The organism is Salipaludibacillus neizhouensis (assembly GCF_002886185.1).
Lineage (GTDB): Bacteria > Bacillota > Bacilli > Bacillales > Salisediminibacteriaceae > Salipaludibacillus > Salipaludibacillus neizhouensis.
Genome location: NZ_KZ614147.1, coordinates 380,360 through 403,100, shown reverse-complemented (window position 1 = coordinate 403,100; position 22,741 = coordinate 380,360). Strand labels below are relative to the sequence as shown.

Annotated in this window: 16 protein-coding genes, 4 rRNA genes, 1 other RNA gene, 1 pseudogene and 1 other annotated feature; of the genes and pseudogenes, 21 read left to right on the top strand and 1 reads right to left on the bottom strand. The window is 41.9% G+C overall.

The features are described from left to right. Positions 1 to 476: 476 nt before the first annotated feature. The 4 genes and pseudogenes from rrf (CEF18_RS18935) to CEF18_RS26595 all read left to right on the top strand — a co-directional run bounded on the left by rrf (CEF18_RS18935) (position 477) and on the right by CEF18_RS26595 (position 2,920). A 5S ribosomal RNA gene (rrf, locus tag CEF18_RS18935) occupies positions 477 to 592 on the top strand. Between the two features lie 849 nt (positions 593 to 1,441). Beyond that, positions 1,442 to 1,765, top strand: a complete 324-nt coding sequence (locus CEF18_RS26605; protein ID WP_263053815.1) for an aspartate-alanine antiporter-like transporter — start codon at positions 1,442 to 1,444, stop codon at positions 1,763 to 1,765. A 30-nt stretch (positions 1,766 to 1,795) separates the two neighbouring features. Next, positions 1,796 to 2,209 (top strand): TrkA C-terminal domain-containing protein, encoded by a 414-nt coding sequence (locus tag CEF18_RS26600; protein ID WP_223292403.1) that lies wholly within the window; start codon positions 1,796 to 1,798, stop codon positions 2,207 to 2,209. After that, positions 2,184 to 2,920 (top strand): annotated as a pseudogene (locus tag CEF18_RS26595) (aspartate-alanine antiporter-like transporter). Before CEF18_RS26600 ends, CEF18_RS26595 begins: the two are co-directional and overlap by 26 nt. A 595-nt stretch (positions 2,921 to 3,515) precedes the next feature. Here the strand turns inward: CEF18_RS26595 and CEF18_RS18925 are convergent. After that, complete coding sequence (locus CEF18_RS18925) at positions 3,516 to 4,283, bottom strand: YaaC family protein (protein ID WP_110938077.1); 768 nt, start codon at positions 4,281 to 4,283, stop codon at positions 3,516 to 3,518. Between the two features lie 130 nt (positions 4,284 to 4,413). On the opposite strand from CEF18_RS18925, the gene guaB reads away from it, so the two are divergent. From guaB to CEF18_RS18840, 17 genes are all read left to right on the top strand, one after another. After that, a complete protein-coding gene (gene guaB, locus CEF18_RS18920; RefSeq protein ID WP_110938809.1) occupies positions 4,414 to 5,868 on the top strand; it encodes an IMP dehydrogenase in 1,455 nt (484 codons plus the stop codon). A 163-nt stretch (positions 5,869 to 6,031) separates the two neighbouring features. Then, positions 6,032 to 7,438 (top strand): D-alanyl-D-alanine carboxypeptidase family protein, encoded by a 1,407-nt coding sequence (locus tag CEF18_RS18915; RefSeq protein ID WP_110938808.1) that lies wholly within the window; start codon positions 6,032 to 6,034, stop codon positions 7,436 to 7,438. A gap of 191 nt (positions 7,439 to 7,629) precedes the next feature. Beyond that, positions 7,630 to 8,517: a pyridoxal 5'-phosphate synthase lyase subunit PdxS gene (gene pdxS / locus CEF18_RS18910; protein ID WP_110938076.1), complete on the top strand. Its 888-nt coding sequence runs from the start codon at positions 7,630 to 7,632 to the stop codon at positions 8,515 to 8,517. A gap of 50 nt (positions 8,518 to 8,567) precedes the next feature. Then, positions 8,568 to 9,152, top strand: a complete 585-nt coding sequence (gene pdxT / locus CEF18_RS18905; RefSeq protein ID WP_110938075.1) for a pyridoxal 5'-phosphate synthase glutaminase subunit PdxT — start codon at positions 8,568 to 8,570, stop codon at positions 9,150 to 9,152. Positions 9,153 to 9,191: 39 nt separating this feature from the next. Beyond that, positions 9,192 to 9,413 (top strand) — a binding site (T-box leader). 140 nt (positions 9,414 to 9,553) lie between these two features. Then, positions 9,554 to 10,834 (top strand): serine--tRNA ligase, encoded by a 1,281-nt coding sequence (gene serS / locus CEF18_RS18900; protein WP_110938074.1) that lies wholly within the window; start codon positions 9,554 to 9,556, stop codon positions 10,832 to 10,834. Positions 10,835 to 10,929: 95 nt separating this feature from the next. Continuing rightward, on the top strand, positions 10,930 to 11,433 hold the full coding sequence (gene tadA / locus CEF18_RS18895; protein WP_110938073.1) for a tRNA adenosine(34) deaminase TadA: 504 nt from the start codon (positions 10,930 to 10,932) through the stop codon (positions 11,431 to 11,433). Between the two features lie 34 nt (positions 11,434 to 11,467). Then, entirely contained in the window at positions 11,468 to 11,620 is a 153-nt protein-coding gene (locus CEF18_RS18890; protein WP_110938072.1) for a YycC family protein, read from the top strand. A 299-nt stretch (positions 11,621 to 11,919) separates the two neighbouring features. Next, positions 11,920 to 12,185: signal recognition particle sRNA large type (gene ffs, locus CEF18_RS18885), an RNA gene on the top strand. Positions 12,186 to 12,650: 465 nt separating this feature from the next. Then, positions 12,651 to 14,402 carry a DNA polymerase III subunit gamma/tau gene (dnaX, locus tag CEF18_RS18880; RefSeq protein ID WP_110938071.1) on the top strand — a complete coding sequence of 584 codons (1,752 nt, stop codon included), beginning with the start codon at positions 12,651 to 12,653 and terminating at the stop codon, positions 14,400 to 14,402. Positions 14,403 to 14,434: 32 nt separating this feature from the next. After that, positions 14,435 to 14,746 (top strand): YbaB/EbfC family nucleoid-associated protein, encoded by a 312-nt coding sequence (locus tag CEF18_RS18875; protein WP_110938070.1) that lies wholly within the window; start codon positions 14,435 to 14,437, stop codon positions 14,744 to 14,746. Positions 14,747 to 14,874: 128 nt separating this feature from the next. Continuing rightward, positions 14,875 to 15,471 carry a recombination mediator RecR gene (gene recR, locus CEF18_RS18870; RefSeq protein WP_110938069.1) on the top strand — a complete coding sequence of 199 codons (597 nt, stop codon included), beginning with the start codon at positions 14,875 to 14,877 and terminating at the stop codon, positions 15,469 to 15,471. A 43-nt stretch (positions 15,472 to 15,514) separates the two neighbouring features. After that, the gene (locus tag CEF18_RS18865) at positions 15,515 to 15,727 is read left to right on the top strand and encodes a YaaL family protein (RefSeq protein WP_110938068.1); all 213 of its coding nucleotides are present in this window, start codon (positions 15,515 to 15,517) and stop codon (positions 15,725 to 15,727) included. 203 nt (positions 15,728 to 15,930) lie between these two features. After that, complete coding sequence (locus CEF18_RS18860) at positions 15,931 to 16,197, top strand: pro-sigmaK processing inhibitor BofA family protein (RefSeq protein WP_110938067.1); 267 nt, start codon at positions 15,931 to 15,933, stop codon at positions 16,195 to 16,197. 422 nt (positions 16,198 to 16,619) lie between these two features. Continuing rightward, positions 16,620 to 18,187 (top strand): 16S ribosomal RNA (locus tag CEF18_RS18855). Positions 18,188 to 18,564: 377 nt separating this feature from the next. Continuing rightward, a 23S ribosomal RNA gene (locus CEF18_RS18850) occupies positions 18,565 to 21,504 on the top strand. A gap of 77 nt (positions 21,505 to 21,581) precedes the next feature. Beyond that, a 5S ribosomal RNA gene (gene rrf / locus CEF18_RS18845) occupies positions 21,582 to 21,697 on the top strand. The 16S, 23S and 5S rRNA genes sit together here, the layout of an rRNA operon. A gap of 367 nt (positions 21,698 to 22,064) precedes the next feature. Then, positions 22,065 to 22,292 carry a sigma factor G inhibitor Gin gene (locus CEF18_RS18840; RefSeq protein ID WP_110938807.1) on the top strand — a complete coding sequence of 76 codons (228 nt, stop codon included), beginning with the start codon at positions 22,065 to 22,067 and terminating at the stop codon, positions 22,290 to 22,292. The last annotated feature ends 449 nt before the right edge of the window (positions 22,293 to 22,741 follow it).

Genomic DNA, 22,741 nt, shown 5'->3' with positions numbered 1-22,741 from the left:
TTATTACGGCTCGTCGCATCCTGGGGCTGAAGTAGGTCCCAAGGGTTGGGCTGTTCGCCCATTAAAGCGGCACGCGAGCTGGGTTCAGAACGTCGTGAGACAGTTCGGTCCCTATCCGTCGCGGGCGCAGGAAATTTGAGAGGAGCTGTCCTTAGTACGAGAGGACCGGGATGGACACACCGCTGGTGTACCAGTTGTTCCGCCAGGAGCATCGCTGGGTAGCTACGTGTGGAAGGGATAAGTGCTGAAAGCATCTAAGCATGAAGCCCCCCTCGAGATGAGATTTCCCATCACGTAAGTGAGTAAGATCCCTCAGAGAAGATGAGGTAGATAGGTCTCGTGTGGAAGCATGGCGACATGCGGAGCTGAGAGATACTAATCGATCGAGGACTTAACCAAATGTTTTACTCTAAGCAACGATTCTTTTCAGTCCATCACGTTATCCAGTTTTGAGAGGTCAACGACCACTCACTATGTCCAGTGACGATCGCGGAGAGGTCACACCCGTTCCCATGCCGAACACGGAAGTTAAGCTCTCCAGCGCCGATGATAGTTGGGGGTTTCCCCCTGTGAAAGTAGGACGCCGCTGGGCAATTATGAAAAGACATTCTCTTTGGAGAGTGTCTTTTTTATGGTTTTAAAGGGTTGTGCGGCTATAATATTGGAGGTAGGTGCTACGGTGGTAGCACCTACAAATGGATCAGGTAGAAACCAAGAGTATGAGTAAGAATAAGAGAGTTTGAAAAGCTCTTTTCAAGGTAGGTGCTACGGTGGTAGCACCTACAAACGTAGCAGGTAGAAACCAAGAGTATGAGTGAGAATAAGGGAGATAAAAGCACTTTTTGAAGTAGGTACTACGGCGGTAGCACCTACAAACGTAGCAGGTAGAAACCAAGAGTATGAGTGAGAATAAGGGAGATTGAAAAGCACTTTTTGAAGTAGGTGCTACAATCGTAGCCGGAAGAAACCGGAAGCATGGAGGTTTCGGCGGCGAGTAGGGTTATCCTTGACGTTTAATACTATTGAACAATCAAATCGTGTGAAGTTAACGTATTATGTTAGCGGGATTGACTCAATATGCCCTTTTCAAGCAAGAAATTATTAAATAATATTCCCTAAATGTATTTCAGTCTTGGGTCAAAACAAGAAATGTTACCGACTGAGTTAGCACTAACGAGCATACTAAAATTGTATTTCTTCTTACTTAGAATAAAAAAGAAATATTTGTGAATTAATGAGCAAAGTTATACTTAAACATAACAAAATTAGCTATAATGAGTAAAGAGTTTTCTTCTAGTAAAATTAAATGGGGGAATTAGTGATGGAGTTATTCTACTCGTTATTAGATGAACCATTATTTTTGTTATTTATTATATTATTCATAGGTTCGATGGTTGGGCAAGTAAAACTGAAAGGATTGAGCTTGGGTACATAGGGGGTGTTGCTTGCAGCGATGTTTTTTGGTCACTTTGGCTATGAGATTTCAGCTACTGTTCAAAACTTAGGTTTAAGTTTATTTATCGTAGCAGTAGGATTACAAGCAGGACCTCGTTTTTTTAGAATGTTGCGAACGAGTGGGATTATTTTTGGTATTATTGCTTTATTTATTGTATTAATTGCGTCGATTACTACAGTTGCAGTGGCGAATTTTTTTAGTTTATCTCCAGCCCTCAGTATAGGACTCATGACAGGAGTACTCACTAGTACACCGGGTTTAGCGGCAGCTTTACAGGCGACTAATGATCCCCTAGCTTCTGTGGGGTAAGGAATTGCTTATCCTTTTGGAGTTGTTGCAGTGGTATTGTTTGTGCAACTATTACCTAGAGTTTTAAAAGTCGACTTGGAAAAAGACTTAAAGAAAATGGCTAATCCAGTTCAAATAGATGGATCACCCGAAGTAATCACGGTAGAAGTTAGAAATAATTCGTTTAATAAACGAACTTTGAAAGAACTGAAATTTAATAAATATAAGTCAGTAGTAATTAGTCGTGTTATTCGTGGTGATCGAAATATCATTGCTTTAAATGATACGGTAATTTTAAAAGGAGATCGTTTAGTCGCTGTTGGAATAAGAATCAATCTGGATGCTTTCTGTAAGGATGTCGGTAAAGAGGTAAATACTGAATTTAAAAACTCTGATCATGTGAAGTTGCGCAAAGTGATCGTAAATTCAGAGGATATGTTTGGAAAAAAGCCTAAGAGAACTTGATTTAAGAAGGATTTATGGCGTTACGGTAACTAGAATTGAACGTGGGGGTTTTGAATTTAATCAAAATTCAAAATGGCGGTTTGAACGAGGAGATATTATTAGTCTTGTGAGTAGTGAGGACCGTTTAAACGATGTGGAAAGACTTTTTAATAAAAGAACATTCATGGCGACTAACGTGCACATTTTTTCATTAAGTTTAATTCTTTTGATTGGAATTATAGCTGGTATGGTTCCTATTCATATACCGAGTTTAGGAACAATTACTTTAGGCGTCGCAGGAGGACCATTATTTGTAGCACTTATTATAGGTCATTTCGGAAAATTAGGTCCAATTCGTGCCCGTTTCTTTCAACCGTCGAATATTGTAATCCGTGATATTGGACTCGTTCTCTTTTTAGCTGGAGCAGGAACCACAGCGGGGCAAGGTTTGGTGGAGGTAGTTCTTAACGAGGGAATTAGTCTCGTCTTAAGTGGGGCAATTATAACAGTTGTTCTGATCGTATCGGGTTTTTTATAGCTCGGAAAGTCTTTCGTCTAAGTATGATTCATTCTCTTGGTGCTATTTGTGGAGGATTAACGAGTACTCCAGGTTTAGGGGCTGTGAATCAACTTACAGATGTAGAGGATGCATCGATTGCATATGCCGCTGCATATCCTTTTGCATTGATTTTTGTAGCGATAACATCTCAATTATTAATATTTTTTCTTTGATTGTACCAAATGCCAAAATAATTAATTTAAGTTTTTCAGTATTCCTTTAGAATACTATTTTATCGATTTCTTTGAATATTATATCTGGATGGCCTTTATAATTATGGGCCTATAGTTTTAAAGCGTGAAAAAAGGAGTGTTTTTCTAAATATAAACTTAATTAGAATACTAAATCAGATGGAAGGAAATCCCTCATTTTTATTTTTAAAAATGAGAGAGTTCTATACTAAAATTTTGTAATAAAATCATTGTTTATTAACAGATGATAGCTCTCTTTACGCCGCACGTATCAAAGCAAGGTAAACCCACGCTCTTTTCGATTAGCACCTAAACGCAATACAGAGGTGCTACTCAGGGCGGCGAAAGCACGCTGGATTTAAATGTAAATAGATTCGCATTTTTTATATCCTACATTTTAATCAATTAGAATCCCTTCAACATTACAATGAGATTATTCAACTGAGTTCTCGAAATGCCCTTTTAGATGAATTGTACTGTTTTGGGGTCTCTTAAAAAATTAACTTTTCAACGTGGATGCAGTCCACGAAGCTGAATAGAATTTTTTTTCAACCGATGAAGTATAGAATTGATTTATCTATATTTCTGTTGAAAAAAAGAAGTTTTCAAGCAGAATGGGACATTTATCTGTGCTGATAGACAAAAACTGTTCGATTAAAGGTAGGTCATTTGAAGAAAAAGAATATAAAAGTTCTCCCCACCACTCGGTTTCGTATCGACAAATCATACTTAACTGATACAATAAAGCATAATAAGTTAATATTTGCGGCAGTTCGTTGTTACTAGTAGCACTAAGCATTTTTAAGGTTTCATTCTTATTAAGTACATTGTGCTGAGTAGGAGGGTGAATTTTTTTAGGGAAAAGTTGTTCTAAAAGATCTTCAAGTTCAGAAATTCCATACATTAATTGTCGCATAGAGAGTTTTTCGCCAGAAAATTGTTTCACATGAAACAATTTTTCGGAGAGAAACGGAAAAAGGCCTTCTTTTTGAATGCGAACTTCGTCTTGAAGAAAATAATATCCTTTCTTTTTTCTTTTACGGGTAGACAAGCCATGAGAAAGTACCTGAGAATTTGCTGGATAAGTAGGATCTACAGTAAGAACAGCCGCTTTCAACCAGTGACATAATCCATAAAATAAGAGTACTGGTTGTATGGCAAGAGAAGACTTACTACCATCATCAAAGAAATGATTCCCCATTTTGATATAATAGATCACGGAATAGCAATTTTCATAAGCAGTCTCTTTTGACTTGACGATACCAAGTCGTTCATAGTTATCCTGTAGATAATGTTGTGTGAAGGAAGAAGATTGGAACACTTTTTTAAAGGAAGGACTTGTCATTAAAACATACTCCTTTCAAAGGATTGAGTTGTTTGAATAGTTAAACAATGATGCTTGTCTTGACAGTAGTTTATCCTATTGTTAATCTACTAATAATATTTTGCGATAAGGTGAAAGGGGAATGGATACGATGTGGGAAAATAAATTTGCCAAGGAAGGGTTAACATTTGATGATGTACTGCTAACTCCAGCTCAGTCAAATGTACTACCGAGAGATGTTTCTGTAAAAACAAAGTTATCTGATTCAATTACTTTAAATGTACCGATTATGAGTGCAGGAATGGATACGGTGACAGAAGCGAGCATGGCAATTGCCATGGCAAGAGAAGGTGGTCTTGGTGTTATTCATAAAAACATGACCATAGAAGAGCAAGCAGAGCAAATTGACCGCGTTAAAAGGTCTGAAAGTGGCGTTATCACAAATCCTTTTCATTTAACAGAGGATCACCAAGTTTTTGATGCGGAGCATTTGATGGGGAAGTATCGTATCTCCGGTGTACCTATCGCAGATGAAAATAAAAAACTTGTCGGAATTATAACGAACCGAGACCTTCGTTTTATCGAGGATTACTCCATTCCTATAAAAGAAGTGATGACAAGTGAAGGTTTAGTGACTGCGCCAGTAGGGACAACCTTGAAAGAAGCGCAAAAAGTACTTCAAAAGCACAGAATTGAAAAGTTACCATTAGTGGATGATAATGGACAGCTTAAAGGTTTGATTACGATTAAAGATATAGAAAAGGCCATTGAATTTCCAAATTCCTCGAAGGATTCTGCAGGAAGACTTCTAGTCGGTGCAGCAGTTGGAGTTGGAGCTGATGCAGATGCACGTATAAAAGCATTAGTAGAATCTGAATTAGATCTGCTTGTCATTGATACAGCTCATGGTCATTCAAGAGGAGTTATTGAAAAAGTTCGGGAAGTCAGAGCGAAATATCCAAACTTGAATATCATGGCCGGTAACGTTGCGACGGCGGAAGCAACCCGAGACCTTATTGAAGCAGGTGCAAACATCGTCAAAGTAGGTATTGGTCCTGGATCAATCTGTACGACACGAATCGTTGCTGGTATTGGTGTTCCGCAAATTACGGCAATTTACGACTGTGCCACGGAAGCAAGGAAGCACGGCATCCCAATTATTGCTGATGGGGGTATTAAATACTCAGGAGAAATTGCAAAAGCAATTGGTGCTGGAGCACATGCGGTAATGCTTGGAAGTATACTTGCTGGTGTTACGGAAAGTCCTGGTGAAAGAGAAATATTCCAAGGTCGTCAGTTTAAAGTATACCGTGGTATGGGTTCATTAGGTGCGATGGAAAAAGGAAGTAAAGATCGTTATTTCCAAGAAAACGAACAAAAATTAGTACCTGAAGGAATAGAAGGACGAATTCCTTATAAGGGACCTTTACAGGATACGATGCATCAGCTTGTTGGTGGAATACGAGCAGGAATGGGTTATTGTGGCACAGCTACAATCGATTCCCTGCGAGAGGATACGGAGTTTATACGGATAACAGGTGCGGGTCTTCGTGAAAGTCATCCTCATGATGTACAAATAACGAAGGAATCACCAAATTATTCATAAAAATAATCCGATAGATAGGGGTCTCTCCTATCTATTTTTTTTTATTTAGTTATGGTAAAATGACGTTTGGTCGTTGATTTCAGAGGAATTTTTCCGTATAGAGAAAAACATCACGATACAATGTGTTTTATAGATAAGAGGGAGAGAAGAGAGGATGTATGGGATGGTAAGAAAGATCAGTATGTGGAGTTTAATTTTTATGTTTTCAATCGCTAGTGTATTCAGTTTCACGGGGACTGGCGAAGCTTCTTTTGAGGCTTCAGTAGACACGGTTATTCTTGTTGATGGAGAAACAGGAAGAATACTACATCAGCAAAATGTGGATAACCCGATGCCTCCAGCTAGTATGACAAAAATGATGAGTGAATATTTGATTTTAGAAGCAATTAATAATGGAGATATCAGTTGGGAAGATACAGTTCCTATTAATGATTATTTAGCAGAATTATCCCATGACAGAAGTCTTTCAAATGTACCTTTAAATGTAGATGAAGAATACTCCGTACTGGACCTGTACGAATCAGTTGCGATATATTCAGCCAATGCTTCTGCCATGGCTTTAGCGGAATTAATTGCTGGTTCAGAAGGTGAATTTGTGAAAATGATGAATGCTAAAGGAGAAGAGTTAGGATTAGGAACGCTTCTACGTGATGCAGGCGAAGAATATGGCATGGATAATCTAGCAGAGATTTTCGAGGCCGAACTAGGGGATTTCCAATTCGTTAACTCGACTGGACTCCCTAACCGCTTATTAGAAGGCAATCATCCTGAAGGAACTGGCGAAACAGAAGATAACTATATGTCAGCAAAAGCTGCTGCGACACTGGGTTATCATTTAGTGAATGATTATCCGGAAGTATTAGATACAGCCGGGATTGCCGAAAAGACATTTCGGGAAGGTACAGCTGATGAAATAGTCATGCAAAACTGGAATTGGATGCTTGAAGGCACACAGTATTCAGATCTAGACTATGAATACGTCGATGGTTTAAAAACAGGATTTACAGATGGAGCTGGTTACACGTTTACTGGAACGGCAGAAAAAGAAGATCAGCGTCTTATTACTGTCGTGATGAAAGCAGATTCAGAAGGTCACCGCTTTAACGAAACAAAAAAACTTATGGAGTGGGGATTTAATAATTTTTCTATCCAAGAAGTTTTCCCTGAAAATATGACATTGGATGGGTATGAATCCCTGCCTGTGACAAAAGGTCAAAAAGATCAAGTAGAGATTGTTTCCACGGAAGCTGTTTCGCTTCTCACCCATAAAGATGATGAAGAAGCCTACTCATACACTGTAGAGTTGGATGAGGAACAGTTAAACGAGGATGGAGAGCTCGAAGCACCAATTGAAGAAGGGCAAGTAGTTGGACAACTTGTGATTAATTATAACGGAGAGCAAGAAGAAGAATACTTATTTGGTGAAGAACTTGAGGCAAGAACAGTAGATATCGTTGCAACAGAAGAAGTGGAACGCTCTGGATGGTTTACATTAATGTTCAAAGGTATTGGTGATTTTTTCTCCGGCCTTTGGACATCCGTTGTTGATACCGTTAAAGGGTGGTTATAGGACGCTGTAATTTCTAGTTAATGACTTTTTTTATTCGATAGAATGTCGTGATTAGAATTATTTTCTAGTTTTTTGAGGTATTACTATCCACATACTCGGTTTTTTCGTTATAATGGTATGAATGAATGTTTTGATAAACAAACTATAAGCAATTATGAAAAATAATTGTGTATTTTATAAGGGGGATCATCATGGAAAAGCAAGTAGGTACTGATCGCGTTAAACGTGGAATGGCAGAAATGCAAAAAGGCGGCGTCATCATGGATGTGGTGAACGCAGAACAAGCTAAAATAGCTGAGGAAGCAGGGGCAGTAGCTGTTATGGCTCTTGAACGCGTTCCTTCTGATATTCGTGCAGCGGGTGGCGTGGCTCGTATGGCTGACCCATCAATTACCGAAGCAATTCAAAATGCTGTTTCCATTCCAGTTATGGCGAAAGCACGTATTGGACATATTGTTGAAGCACGCATTTTAGAGGCGTTAGGTGTGGACTATATCGACGAAAGTGAAGTTTTAACACCGGCCGATGAAGTGTACCACTTGAATAAACGCGACTACACTGTACCTTTTGTATGTGGTGCCCGTGACTTAGGAGAGGCTACTCGCCGAATCGCAGAAGGAGCGTCCATGCTTCGTACGAAAGGTGAACCCGGTACAGGGAACATCGTTGAAGCAGTTCGTCATCAACGTTTAATGCAAGCGCAAGTGAGAAAAGTAGTAGGTATGTCTGAAGATGAACTTATGACTGAAGCAAAAAATTTAGGGGCTCCTTATGAGGTACTCTTAGAAATTAAACGAAGCGGTCGTTTACCAGTTGTAAACTTTGCAGCAGGTGGAATTGCGACTCCTGCCGATGCAGCGTTAATGATGCAGCTAGGATCCGATGGTGTCTTTGTTGGATCAGGTATTTTCAAGTCAGAAAATCCTGCAAAGTTTGCAAAGGCGATAGTAGAAGCTACGACTCATTATCAAGATTATGCGTTGATTGCAAAGCTTTCGAAAAATCTTGGTCCAGCGATGAAAGGAATCGAAATTTCATCGATCGAAGCTAAGGACCGTATGCAAGAACGAGGTTGGTAAACTGACTGACGCTTAACAGCGTTTTATGAAAGAAGAGGTGTGAAAACATCATGATTAACATAGGTGTATTAGCGCTTCAAGGCGCAGTGAGAGAGCACGTCAAGGCACTAGAGGCACCTGACGTGAATATTATTATTATAAAAAAAGTGGAACAATTAAAAGAAATCGAAGGCTTAGTTTTCCCTGGTGGAGAAAGTACAACGATGCGCAGACTCATCAATCTTTATGGATTTTATGAGCCGTTAAAAGATTTTGCCAAGCAAAAAAAGCCGATATTTGGTACGTGTGCCGGTGCCATTCTTATGGCTAATGAAATAGTTGGCCAAATGGAGCCGCATTTATCTGTAATGGATATGGTTGTCGAACGGAATGCTTTTGGCCGCCAACGGGAAAGTTTTGAGGCGCTTCTGAAAATGGATTCCATTGGTGATGATGTTCAAGGAGTATTTATTCGCGCACCGATTATCAAAACTGTGGGTGAAAATGTTCAGGTCTTGGCCAGGCATAATGGTGACATTGTAGCCGCTCAATCAGGACCATTTCTAGCTTGCTCGTTTCACCCAGAATTAACGGATGATTATCGTATGCATCAATATTTTGTTAAAATGGTTAGAGAATCTCGTATCCATGCTTGATAATTACTAAAAACATCGGTTATGATAAGAATAATCTTATACTGAGCAAAGATAGGAAATAGTAATGGAATACATTGCCTTCAGAGAGCCGGTGGTTGCTGAAAACCGGTGGTAATGATCCGTGAATCCATCCTGGAGCAAATTAGCTGAACTTATATGTAGGTTAATTCGGTTCTCACCGATATCGAGACCAAGGTGGTGCGGAAACAGGATCTGTTTCTCTCAACCAGGGTGGCAACGCGGGTAACTCCCGTCCCTGAATATTATATTCAGGGACGGGAGTTTTTTTGTATTGTCATATCAAGGGTGGCGTAAACTCACGCTGTATTTAATAAAAGACGCTATGCGTTTTTCTTATATTCTAAAACAAGGGTTACCAAAATGAAGGAGGCGTATTTAATATGTTAGATGCAAAGCTTTTAAGGAATGATTTTGCGGAGGTAAAACGAAAACTTTCTCATAGAAATGAAGATATCTCAGCATTAGATCGATTTGGTGATTTGGACCAAAAGCGAAGGGATGTTATTCAAGAAGTAGAAGAACTGAAGAGCCAAAGGAATAAAGTTTCCCAGGAAATATCTCAAATGAAACGAGAAAAGAAAGATGCAAGTGAAATAATCGAACAAATGCAAAAGGTTTCTGCAAGAGTGAAGCAGCTTGACGAGGAACTTCGTCTAGTTGATGAGGAGTTGCATTATCTATTATTAACTATTCCTAATTTGCCACATGAGAGTGCTCCTATAGGTGCTGATGAGGAAGAAAACGAAGAAGTAAGAAAATGGGGGGAGATTCCTAAATTTGAATTTGAAGCTCAGGCTCATTGGGACCTAGGTAAAGATTTAGGTATGTTGGATTTTGAACGAGCTGCCAAAGTAACGGGAAGTCGTTTTGTTATATATAAAGGAATGGGTGCTCGATTGGAAAGAGCGTTAATCAATTTCATGATGGATTTGCATGAAGACGAACATGGATATACTGAAATCATGCCACCTTATATGGTGAACCGTGAAAGTATGACAGGAACAGGCCAATTACCGAAGTTTGAGGAAGATGCTTTTAAAATTAGGGAAGAAGACTATTTCCTTATTCCCACTGCAGAAGTTCCAGTAACGAATATGCATCGAGATGAAATTGTAAGTATCGAGGAACTGCCTATGCAATACGTGGCTTACAGTGCCTGTTTCCGATCTGAGGCTGGCTCTGCAGGAAGAGATACTAGAGGATTAATTCGTCAGCATCAGTTTAATAAAGTAGAGCTTGTACACTTCGTGAAACCAGAAGATTCTTATGATCATTTAGAGAAAATCGCTAGCCATGCAGAGAAGGTATTACAATTGCTGAACTTGCCATACCGTGTCTTGAATATGTGTACAGGTGACCTAGGATTCACGGCTGCCAAAAAGTATGATATTGAAGTGTGGATTCCAAGTAACGATGCTTATCGTGAAATTTCATCTTGCAGTAATTTTGAATCTTTTCAGGCACGAAGAGCAAACATTCGTTTTAAAAGGGAAAAGAAAGGAAAAGCCGAGTTTCTCCATACGTTAAATGGATCAGGTCTTGCAATTGGAAGAACGGTGGCTGCAATTTTAGAAAACTATCAACAAGAAGACGGTTCAGTCATCATCCCTGAAGTCCTTAGACCTTATATGGGTGGAAAAGAAAAAATTAGTAACTTATAGTATCGCTTTTGAAATATACTGTACACCGTGCTAACTAACATATCATTGAAGAAAAGGTAACTATTTAAGTGATAAGTGCTAAAAGGGTGGTTTAAATGGGTGTAAAACCAAGGTGGATTGAAGAGGATGAGACATTTATGAAGGAAGCCATTTTAGAAGCTGAGAAAGCTGGGCAAAATGGCGAGGTTCCGATTGGTGCAGTTTTAGTACAAGATAGTACGATTATTTCAAGGGGTAAGAATAGTAGAGAAAAAGATCAACTATCTACGGGACATGCAGAAATGATCGCAATACAACGCGGCTGTCTTGCGAAAGGAAACTGGCGTTTAGAAGGTTGTACTTTGTATGTTACATTAGAGCCATGCCCTATGTGTGCAGGTGCTATCGTTCAATCAAGAATAACGAGAGTAGTATATGGTGCGGCAGATCCAAAAGCCGGGTGTTGTGGAACGTTAATGAACCTATTAGACGAACCTAGGTTTAACCACCAAGTTGCGATAACAAGTGGTGTGTTAGAAGAAGAAACTGCTGTTCTTCTCAAAGACTTCTTCCGTGAGATTAGAGTAAAGAAAAAGGAACAAAAAAATAAGCATGTTTAAAGTTGTCCATTTTATACAGATTGGAGGTGTCAACATGAGACCGAATCAAATTTCGTTAGAGACGGCACAAATGATGTCAAAGAAATTAGGCATGCCATTAGAGCATGTGATGCATACACCACCTCATATACTCGTAGCTAAACTAAAGGAAAAAGAAGAGCAAGAGGAACAAGCAAAAAAGGAATAAGAGTAGTCCTCCGAGGTAGTAAAATGACGGAATAAAATCCTTTTTATGTAAAGTTAATATTAACAGGAAAAATAGGGGAGATTAAGAGAACACTTTCTTTTTCCAGTCCTATCAAGGGTTTACGGTTGCTTCTTTCTACCTTTAGATATAGAATCTAGCTATATAAAGAAACAGAGAGAATACAATTAAAGTGTTTATCACATGATAGATTGTGTTCCTACTATTGCATTTATGTAAGAAAACATCTATACTAATATTTGCGTCGCTAAAACAGACGCCTAACATTGTTATCAACTTTGTCGTGCTAAGCGGGGAGGTAGCGGTGCCCTGTACTCGCAATCCGCTATAGCGAGGCCGAATCCCTTTCTGAGGTTATAGTTCTCTCTGGTCTGCCCTAAGTAAGTGGTGTTGACATTTGGGTTCCGCGCAACGGAATTTCGTGAATCCTGTCAGATCCGGAAGGAAGCAGCAGTAAGCGGGTCATTCCGTGTGCCGCGGAGTTGCCTGAATCGAGCAAACTGCTTAGGTAACGCTTGGGGAACTATGATCGAAGAAAGGTGCACGACATTTAATTTTATATAAATGTTTTAAAAAACTATCCAAATAAAGGATGGTTTTTTTTGTTAGGTTAGAAGATATAAGATGATAGCTCCTTTACGCATCGTGCATCAAGGGAAGTCCGTCCTCTTTTGGAGCAGCACCTATAGGCAAAGCATAGGTGCTACTCGGGGTGGCGAAAGCTCACACTGTATTTAATAAAAGGCGCTAAAGTACACATGATGTTGAAACTGATTTTATTTACTGAGAAAGAATGAAGTAAAAGAGAGATTCATTTTGAATTTAGGTCGATGAATCGGTATAATAGGTATGAACTGAATAAATGACTGGAATATATAAATTTAGAAGGAATAATAGGCTTATATTTTTAGCTTCGCTATCGCTTCTAGTTAACACTTGGGATAATTGTGAAGTCAATATGAAAATGAAACGGTCTGATTAAAGAGTTTGACCCAGAGGATGGTGTAGAGAGATGAGTTATCAAGCTTTATATAGAGTATGGCGTCCGAATCGATTAGAGGATGTCGTGGGTCAGGAACATATTTCGAAAACATTGAAAAATGCATTACTCCAGGAAAAACTCTCTCACGCCTATCTATTTACTGGGCCTCGTGGGACGGGGAAAACAAGTGTTGCGAAAATTGTGGCGAAAGCTATTAATTGTGAACAAGCTCCAGCGGATGAACCATGTAATGAATGTACAACGTGTAAAGGAATACAGGATGGAACGATCGTCGATGTGATGGAAATAGATGCGGCAAGTAACAATGGCGTAGACGAAATCCGCGATATTCGTGACAAAGTGAAATTCTCTCCGAGTGCGGCTAGATTCAAGGTCTATATCATTGATGAAGTGCATATGCTGTCGACTGGAGCATTTAATGCTTTATTAAAAACACTTGAAGAACCACCAAGACATGTGATTTTTATTTTAGCAACCACAGAACCACATAAAATTCCGTTAACAATTATTTCACGTTGCCAACGATTTGATTTCAAACGAATCTCCGCACACTCGATGATTGGTCGCATGCAGGAGATAGTTGATAATACAGATATAAACGTTGACGAAGATGCATTACCATTAATAGCGAGGGCCTCTGATGGCGGTATGAGGGATGCCTTAAGTTTATTAGACCAGGCGATCTCCTATTCCGATGAATCTGTAAAAGTTGATGATGTACTATCCATCATTGGTGCTGTATCGCATCAACTGCTGCACCAAGTCGTAGAAGCGGTTAAGCTAGGTGAAGTAGGGGACGGACTAAAAGCGATTGACCTTTTAATGAAGGAAGGAAAAGATCCAATTCGTTTTATCGATGATTTGATTTTCTTATTCCGGGACATTCTGATGGTGAAGGCTGCACCTGATCTAGATGAATCAAAAGATCGTATTACTGGAGATGAAGCATTTCAGAAGATGGTTGAAGAGCTGGATGAGGTATGGATTTTTGCAATGATGGAACGTCTTAACCACTTTCAGCAAGAAATGAAATGGGCGAGTCACCCTCAGGTGTTTTTAGAGATGTTTGTTGTTCAAGCAGCGCAACAATTAAACAAAACATCACAAGGAGCTGACTCCAATGTGCAGTTGGATCAAAACGAAACGATCCAAACATTACAAAAGAAAGTTGCAGATCTAGAAACTTCGATAAAGAACTTAGAGAATCAAGGAACTCAAGCTAGTGCGCAAGGAAATCGGCCAGCGGAGCCGAGCATTACAAAGTCTCGACCTGCAGCGGCTGCAGCAAGTGGTAAAAATCGTGTACATGCAGGAAAGATAAAGGAAATGCTGCATACGGCATCGAAACAAGATCTCCAGTCACTGAATGGAGCATGGGCACAAGTGATCGAGCAAGTAAAGCAGAAGAGTGTTCCTGCATCTGCATGGCTGAACGATTGTAAACCAGTTGCGTGCTCTAATGAAAAATTTGTCCTGGCATTTCGAAATGAGATGCACCGGACCATGGTGGATGACAAGTTTCGTGATATTGTAGAAGAGGCATCGACCCAAGTCATGAGTCGATCACTGACAATGTTAACCGTTCTCGTGGCTCATTGGGAAGACATAAAAGAAGAGTATGTGAAGGAACAAAAACTAGCAGGAAACTCCGAGGATTCTTCGGAAAACGAAGATGGATCTGCGCCGCAGGAGGAAAGAAACGAGTTAATCGATGAAGCTGTAAAATTAGTCGGCCGAGATTTACTCGAGATTAAAGATTAAAGCAAATAATTATAATTAGGAGGAATTTTATAATGAAAAATATGGGAAATATGATGAAGCAAATGCAGAAAATGCAAAAAGACATGGCAAAAGCACAAGAGCAATTGAAAGATGAAACAATGGAAGCAACTGCAGGTGGCGGTATGGTTAAAGTTATTATCAGCGGAGAAAAAAGAATTCTTGATATTCAAATCAATGAAGAAGCGGTAGATCCCGAAGATGTAGAAATGCTTGAAGACCTCGTTCTCGCAGCTACAAATGAAGCATTGGTAAAAGTGGATGAAATGGTTAACGAAAAAATGGGCAAATTCACAAAAGGTATGAACCTTCCAGGAATGATGTAAATTTCAGTAATCCCTTTAGACTTGGTGACAAGCCAAGTCTTTTTCTATGGTTAAAGAATTTTCTAAAGATGTTTCCAGGTCGTTGTTAGAAGGTATTGTTATATAAGAAGAAGGAGGAATTAAAGGTTATGCAGTATCCATTACCTATTTCCAAACTAATTGAAGGTTTTATGCGGCTCCCTGGTATCGGACCTAAGACAGCAGCAAGATTGGCCTTTTTTGTTTTAGATATGCGGGAAGAAGATGTTTTAGATTTTGCCAAAGCATTAGTGAGTGCAAAAAGAGAATTGACGTATTGTACAATTTGTCACCATATTACAGATACGGATCCGTGTCGAGTGTGTGAAGACAAGTCAAGGGATCAAACAGTGATTTGCGTGGTTCAGGAATCAAGAGACGTAATTGCAATGGAGAAAATGAAAGAATACACTGGGTTATACCACGTATTACATGGCGCTATTTCCCCGGTCGATGGGATAGGTCCTGAAGATATTTATATTGCAGATCTATTAAAACGGCTTCAGGATGACACTGTTCAAGAAATGATTATTGCAACAAACCCAAATATTGAGGGGGAAGCAACAGCTATGTATATGTCACGTCTTGTGAAACCAACCGGGATTAAAGTAACGAGGATCGCTCACGGACTTCCAGTTGGCGGAGATCTAGAGTACGCAGATGAAGTTACTTTATCTAAGGCAATAGAAGGCAGAAGAGAGTTATAGAATAAGCATAGAGCAGAGAATTCGGAAGGGTGGCAAAACTCTCATGCGTAGCAAAAAACGAAAGCTTCGTCGTCTTAAGGATGATGAACTTATATCCGTTCTCAGGTCTGTTAAAGATAAAGTAAATGAACATGAATCACTTTTGGAGCACTCGGTCGAAGACTTCGGCTATGTTGAAAGTCGTGCACAATTGGAAAGAGCTAAATATTTCTTCTTATTAAGAGAAGCAAGGGTTAGGAAAACCTCCGTTTATTAAAGTGTTACGAATAAAATGTGAAGCGGATATACTTCGTTGTAGTATTACTATAGAAGAAGATTGCTAGTTTATATTTAATTCGGTTATATTTTTTGAGCTTGGACATATCTTTTAGAACGAGCCGGATCATTTTTTACACGGTCGGATATACAATCCGTCTTAAAAAGAATGGTCTGTATCAAAAACTAAAGGAGTGTTCAAATATGGAACCAATAGTTATTTTAACTCTATTAGCAGCGATGATTATCCTTTTATTAATTCTGGGAGCCCCTTTTAAGTCGTTTAAATGGATTGGGACTGGAGCGGTTCGCCTATTAATTGGAGCGTTATTTTTATTTTTCTTAAATACTTTTGGAGGAATATTTGAATATCATTTGCCGATTAACTTATTTACAGCGTCTGTATCTGGTTTCTTAGGTGTCCCAGGTATTGTAGCGTTAATCTTTTTAGATATGATGGTAGTAAATTAAGAAATCCAAGATCGATAGTTGGAGGCTTAAAACTATTTTTGTAAAATGGTTGACTTCGTTTTTCGCCCGTGGTATATTATTACTTGTCGCTAACGAAACGGGCAAAACATTTCCTGATTGTTACTGACGAAGTTTTAAAAAAGATATTGACATTATACATTAAAAAATGATATGATGTTCTAGTCGCCTTAAAACGATGTTTTTACAACGTTCTAGTTTACTAGAACAATAGAAAATATTTATTCACTTTGGTGGATAGGGAAATGACCTTTGAAAACTAAACAAAAAGCCAAGCAAAGTGGGATATTTTAAAATATCCCGTCAAATGAAACAAATCGTTGAATGGTAACATTCGACAAACGCCAGACGAAAGTTTGGTTTTGATGTCTAGGACATCAAGCTTGATGATAAGTCATCATACTTTATCGGAGAGTTTGATCCTGGCTCAGGACGAACGCTGGCGGCGTGCCTAATACATGCAAGTCGAGCGCAGGAAACAAGCTGATCCCTTCGGGGTGACGCTTGTGGAATGAGCGGCGGACGGGTGAGTAACACGTGGGCAACCTGCCTTGTAGACTGGGATAACTCCGGGAAACCGGAGCTAATACCGGATGACCAACGGAATCGCATGATTCTGTTGTAAAAGTGGGGATTTATCCTCACACTACGAGATGGGCCCGCGGCGCATTAGCTAGTTGGTAAGGTAATGGCTTACCAAGGCAACGATGCGTAGCCGACCTGAGAGGGTGATCGGCCACACTGGAACTGAGACACGGTCCAGACTCCTACGGGAGGCAGCAGTAGGGAATCATCCGCAATGGGCGAAAGCCTGACGGTGCAACGCCGCGTGAACGATGAAGGTTTTCGGATCGTAAAGTTCTGTTATGAGGGAAGAACAAGTGCCGTTCGAATAGGGCGGCACCTTGACGGTACCTCACGAGAAAGCCCCGGCTAACTACGTGCCAGCAGCCGCGGTAATACGTAGGGGGCAAGCGTTGTCCGGAATTATTGGGCGTAAAGCGCGCGCAGGCGGTCTCTTAAGTCTGATGTGAAAGCCCACGGCTCAACCGTGGAGGGTCATTGGAAACTGGGGGACTTGAGTGTAGGAGAGGAAAGTGGAATTCCACGTGTAGCGGTGAAATGCGTAGATATGTGGAGGAACACCAGTGGCGAAGGCGACTTTCTGGCCTACAACTGACGCTGAGGTGCGAAAGCGTGGGGAGCAAACAGGATTAGATACCCTGGTAGTCCACGCCGTAAACGATGAGTGCTAGGTGTTAGGGGTTTCGATGCCCTTAGTGCCGAAGTTAACACATTAAGCACTCCGCCTGGGGAGTACGACCGCAAGGTTGAAACTCAAAGGAATTGACGGGGGCCCGCACAAGCAGTGGAGCATGTGGTTTAATTCGAAGCAACGCGAAGAACCTTACCAGGTCTTGACATCCTCTGACCACCCAAGAGATTGGGATTTCCCCTTCGGGGGACAGAGTGACAGGTGGTGCATGGTTGTCGTCAGCTCGTGTCGTGAGATGTTGGGTTAAGTCCCGCAACGAGCGCAACCCTTGATCTTAGTTGCCAGCATTCAGTTGGGCACTCTAAGGTGACTGCCGGTGATAAACCGGAGGAAGGTGGGGATGACGTCAAATCATCATGCCCCTTATGACCTGGGCTACACACGTGCTACAATGGATGGTACAAAGGGCTGCAAGACCGCGAGGTCAAGCGAATCCCATAAAGCCATTCTCAGTTCGGATTGCAGGCTGCAACTCGCCTGCATGAAGCCGGAATTGCTAGTAATCGCGGATCAGCATGCCGCGGTGAATACGTTCCCGGGCCTTGTACACACCGCCCGTCACACCACGAGAGTTTGTAACACCCGAAGTCGGTGAGGTAACCTTTTTGGAGCCAGCCGCCGAAGGTGGGACAGATGATTGGGGTGAAGTCGTAACAAGGTATCCCTACCGGAAGGTGGGGATGGATCACCTCCTTTCTAAGGAGCATTTAAGCTCAACTTATTGAATCGAACTTTGTCTTGGACTTTTTGTTTAGTTTTGAGAGGTTAGTCTCTCAAAGCTTCTTTTCTTTGAAAGAAGCCTTTGTCCTTTGAAAACTGGATAACGAAATGACTGAAAAGAATCACCGGTTATACCCTTTGAATACGTTCAAAGAAAGTGAACCGAGTGTCTTAGATGTAGGCTAAGAAAGACGCCACCAATTGTGAACCTCTTCGGAGGTATTGGCAAGCAGGACCTGGAAGTTCGCGGAAGCAAGCGATGAGTCACCGGAACGTACTTAGGTACGTGAGGATGATGAAGAGTGCAGCTGACAAAGACATTCAAAGGTCATGTGCAGTCAAACGCAAAAAATGGTTAAGTTAGAAAGGGCGCACGGTGAATGCCTTGGCACTAGGAGCCGAAGAAGGACGGGACGAACACCGATATGCTTCGGGGAGCTGTAAGTAAGCTTTGATCCGGAGATTTCCGAATGGGGGAACCCCTTATCCGTAATGGGATAAGATCCACACTTGAATACATAGAGTGTGAGAAGGCAGACCTGGGGAACTGAAACATCTTAGTACCCAGAGGAAGAGAAAGCAAATGCGATTTCCTGAGTAGCGGCGAGCGAAACGGAAACAGCCCAAACCAAGAGGCTTGCCTCTTGGGGTTGTAGGACATTCCATATGGAGTTACAAAGAGTCTGTGTAGATGAAGCGACCTGGAAAGGTCCGCGAGACAAGGTAAAAGCCCTGTAGTCGAAATGCAGACTCCTCCGGAGTGTATCCTGAGTACGGCGGGACACGTGAAACCCCGTTGGAAACTGGGAGGACCATCTCCCAAGGCTAAATACTACCTAGTGACCGATAGTGAACCAGTACCGTGAGGGAAAGGTGAAAAGCACCCCGGAAGGGGAGTGAAATAGATCTTGAAACCGTGTGCCTACAAGTAGTTGGAGCCCGTTAATGGGTGACAGCGTGCCTTTTGTAGAATGAACCGGCGAGTTACGATCCCATGCAAGGTTAAGCTGAAAAGGCGGAGCCGCAGCGAAAGCGAGTCTGAATAGGGCGAATGAGTATGTGGTTGTAGACCCGAAACCGGGTGATCTACCCATGTCCAGGGTGAAGTCCAGGTAACACTGGATGGAGGCCCGAACCCACGCACGTTGAAAAGTGCGGGGATGAGGTGTGGGTAGGGGTGAAATGCCAATCGAACTCGGAAATAGCTGGTTCTCCCCGAAATAGCTTTAGGGCTAGCCTCGAGGGAAGAGTTTTGGAGGTAGAGCACTGATTGGACGAGGGGTCCCCACAGGATTACCGAATTCAGTCAAACTCCGAATGCCAAAAACTTATCCTCGGGAGTCAGACTGCGAGTGCTAAGATCCGTAGTCAAGAGGGAAACAGCCCAGACCATCAGCTAAGGTCCCAAAGTATACGTTAAGTGGAAAAGGATGTGGAGTTGCTTAGACAACCAGGATGTTGGCTTAGAAGCAGCCATCATTGAAAGAGTGCGTAATAGCTCACTGGTCGAGTGACTCTGCGCCGAAAATGTACCGGGGCTAAACGTATCACCGAAGCTATGGACAGACACCTTCGGGTGTCCTGTGGTAGGGGAGCGTTCCAAGGGCGTCGAAGCATGACCGGAAGGACATGTGGAGCGCTTGGAAGTGAGAATGCCGGTATGAGTAGCGAAAAGAGGGGTGAGAATCCCCTCCGTCGAAAGCCTAAGGTTTCCTGAGGAAGGCTCGTCCGCTCAGGGTAAGTCGGGACCTAAGCCGAGGCCGAAAGGCGTAGGCGATGGAAAACAGGTTGAAATTCCTGTACCACCACGTTTCCGTTTGAGTAATGGGGGGACGCAGTAAGGTAGGGTAAGCGCACCGTTGGTTGTGTGCGTCGAAGCAATTAGGCTGACAAGTAGGTAAATCCGCTTGTCGTGAAGGCTGAGTTGTGATCGCGAGGGAAATTTAGTACCGAAGTTCCCAATCCTACACTGCCAAGAAAAGCCTCTAGCGAGGAAGCTGGTGCCCGTACCGCAAACCGACACAGGTAGGCGGGATGAGAATTCTAAGACGCGCGGGAGAACTCTCGTTAAGGAACTCGGCAAAATGACTCCGTAACTTCGGGAGAAGGAGTGCTCTATTAGGGTGCAAGCCCGAGAGAGCCGCAGTGAATAGGCCCAAACGACTGTTTATCAAAAACACAGGTCTCTGCCAAGCCGCAAGGCGATGTATAGGGGCTGACACCTGCCCGGTGCTGGAAGGTTAAGAGGAGGGGTTATCCCGTAAGGGAGAAGCTCTGAATTGAAGCCCCAGTAAACGGCGGCCGTAACTATAACGGTCCTAAGGTAGCGAAATTCCTTGTCGGGTAAGTTCCGACCCGCACGAAAGGTGCAACGATTTGGGCACTGTCTCAACGAGAGACCCGGTGAAATTATATTACCAGTGAAGATGCTGGTTACCCGCGACAGGACGGAAAGACCCCATGGAGCTTTACTGTAGCTTGATATTGGATGTTGGAACAGCTTGTACAGGATAGGTAGGAGCCTTGGAAACCGGAGCGCTAGCTTCGGTGGAGGCATTGGTGGGATACTACCCTGGCTGTTTTGACATTCTAACCTCGGACCGTGATCCGGTTCAGGAACAGTGTCAGGTGGGCAGTTTGACTGGGGCGGTCGCCTCCTAAAGAGTAACGGAGGCGCCCAAAGGTTCCCTCAGAATGGTTGGAAATCATTCGTAGAGTGCAAAGGCATAAGGGAGCTTGACTGCGAGACATACAGGTCGAGCAGGGACGAAAGTCGGGCTTAGTGATCCGGCGGCACCGTATGGAAGGGCCGTCGCTCAACGGATAAAAGCTACCCTGGGGATAACAGGCTAATCTCCCCCAAGAGTCCACATCGACGGGGAGGTTTGGCACCTCGATGTCGGCTCGTCGCATCCTGGGGCTGAAGTAGGTCCCAAGGGTTGGGCTGTTCGCCCATTAAAGCGGCACGCGAGCTGGGTTCAGAACGTCGTGAGACAGTTCGGTCCCTATCCGTCGCGGGCGCAGGAAATTTGAGAGGAGCTGTCCTTAGTACGAGAGGACCGGGATGGACACACCGCTGGTGTACCAGTTGTTCCGCCAGGAGCATCGCTGGGTAGCTACGTGTGGAAGGGATAAGTGCTGAAAGCATCTAAGCATGAAGCCCCCCTCGAGATGAGATTTCCCATCACGTAAGTGAGTAAGATCCCTCAGAGAAGATGAGGTAGATAGGTCTCGTGTGGAAGCATGGCGACATGCGGAGCTGAGAGATACTAATCGATCGAGGACTTAACCAAATGTTTTACTCTAAGCAACGATTCTTTTCAGTCCATCACGTTATCCAGTTTTGAGAGGTCAACGACCACTCACTATGTCCAGTGACGATCGCGGAGAGGTCACACCCGTTCCCATGCCGAACACGGAAGTTAAGCTCTCCAGCGCCGATGATAGTTGGGGGTTTCCCCCTGTGAAAGTAGGACGCCGCTGGGCAATTATGAAAAGACATTCTCTTTGGAGAGTGTCTTTTTTGTGGTTTTAAAGGGTTGTGCGGCTATAATATTGGAGGTAGGTGCTACGGCGGTAGCACCTACAAAACCTCAATCATTGCATCAACTAAAACACCTAAAAAGCAAAAAAAATCTAACTTTCCTTCCTATATTAAATCCCCAAAAGTAAAATCTTAATTTATAAAAAACTATATTTAAATAGCGTAATCACGTAACCAATTTAGGTATTTCGTAAATTTCAGGCGAACAAGGACAACTTGTATTGCATATAGTAAAGCAGTTGATTCATGGATTACAAGGGTTAGAGTATGAAAGAATGGGTCATACTGTTAGCGGAGGTGTCTAAAATTATGAGTCATTTATTAAAAAAAGAAGATGTGCAGTTGAATGACTGCTTGATATGTTACTCAGCTAAAGAAAGAGGAATTCATGTAATTGGATCATTTATATGCGAAGAATGTGAAAGAAAGATGGTTCAGATGAATGTAGAGGATCAGAGTTATTCTCTTATTGTAAACCGATTGGGTAAGATCCGGGATAGACTGCGTCAAGAGGGGAATGGGGAGGTTCAAAGTTGAACCTTCTTTTTTTATGAGAAAGTATAAGGTGACAGCTGCCTTTACGCCACACATATCAAGGGAAATCCACATCCTTTCAAGTAGCACCTACATGCAACTACAGAGGTGCTACTCGAAAGGACGTGGCAAAAGCTCACGCTGCATTAAACAAAAGGCGCTTTGCGTTTATCTTATGAAATTCGTATAGGATAGTTGAACCGTCTCCTTAAGAAGTGGCTAAAGGAAAAAAGACAGCCACAATAGGTTCTGAATTTAGGTCTTATTCACATACAACAGCATGGCACTTCAACGAATTTTGACATCTTAGTATTAATCATATTTATTTAAAAGTACCTCCTAAACTATATATTTTGTATCATGAGGAAGTTTTATCGAGTAATAAACTTATTAAGAAATACAGACATTTTTTCTGGTTTATTATTGTAAAATAAAAATGCCTGAAAGAATGG

Excerpts from the sequence above, each read along its gene's own strand:
- CEF18_RS18925 (WP_110938077.1), bottom strand. The coding sequence starts at position 4,283 with ATGACAAGTCCTTCCTTTAAAAAAGTGTTCCAATCTTCTTCCTTCACA.
- guaB (WP_110938809.1), top strand. The coding sequence starts at position 4,414 with ATGTGGGAAAATAAATTTGCCAAGGAAGGGTTAACATTTGATGATGTA.
- CEF18_RS18915 (WP_110938808.1), top strand. The coding sequence starts at position 6,032 with ATGGTAAGAAAGATCAGTATGTGGAGTTTAATTTTTATGTTTTCAATC.
- pdxS (WP_110938076.1), top strand. The coding sequence starts at position 7,630 with ATGGAAAAGCAAGTAGGTACTGATCGCGTTAAACGTGGAATGGCAGAA.
- pdxT (WP_110938075.1), top strand. The coding sequence starts at position 8,568 with ATGATTAACATAGGTGTATTAGCGCTTCAAGGCGCAGTGAGAGAGCAC.
- serS (WP_110938074.1), top strand. The coding sequence starts at position 9,554 with ATGTTAGATGCAAAGCTTTTAAGGAATGATTTTGCGGAGGTAAAACGA.
- tadA (WP_110938073.1), top strand. The coding sequence starts at position 10,930 with ATGGGTGTAAAACCAAGGTGGATTGAAGAGGATGAGACATTTATGAAG.
- CEF18_RS18890 (WP_110938072.1), top strand. The coding sequence starts at position 11,468 with ATGAGACCGAATCAAATTTCGTTAGAGACGGCACAAATGATGTCAAAG.
- dnaX (WP_110938071.1), top strand. The coding sequence starts at position 12,651 with ATGAGTTATCAAGCTTTATATAGAGTATGGCGTCCGAATCGATTAGAG.
- CEF18_RS18875 (WP_110938070.1), top strand. The coding sequence starts at position 14,435 with ATGAAAAATATGGGAAATATGATGAAGCAAATGCAGAAAATGCAAAAA.
- recR (WP_110938069.1), top strand. The coding sequence starts at position 14,875 with ATGCAGTATCCATTACCTATTTCCAAACTAATTGAAGGTTTTATGCGG.
- CEF18_RS18865 (WP_110938068.1), top strand. The coding sequence starts at position 15,515 with ATGCGTAGCAAAAAACGAAAGCTTCGTCGTCTTAAGGATGATGAACTT.
- CEF18_RS18860 (WP_110938067.1), top strand. The coding sequence starts at position 15,931 with ATGGAACCAATAGTTATTTTAACTCTATTAGCAGCGATGATTATCCTT.
- CEF18_RS18840 (WP_110938807.1), top strand. The coding sequence starts at position 22,065 with ATGAGTCATTTATTAAAAAAAGAAGATGTGCAGTTGAATGACTGCTTG.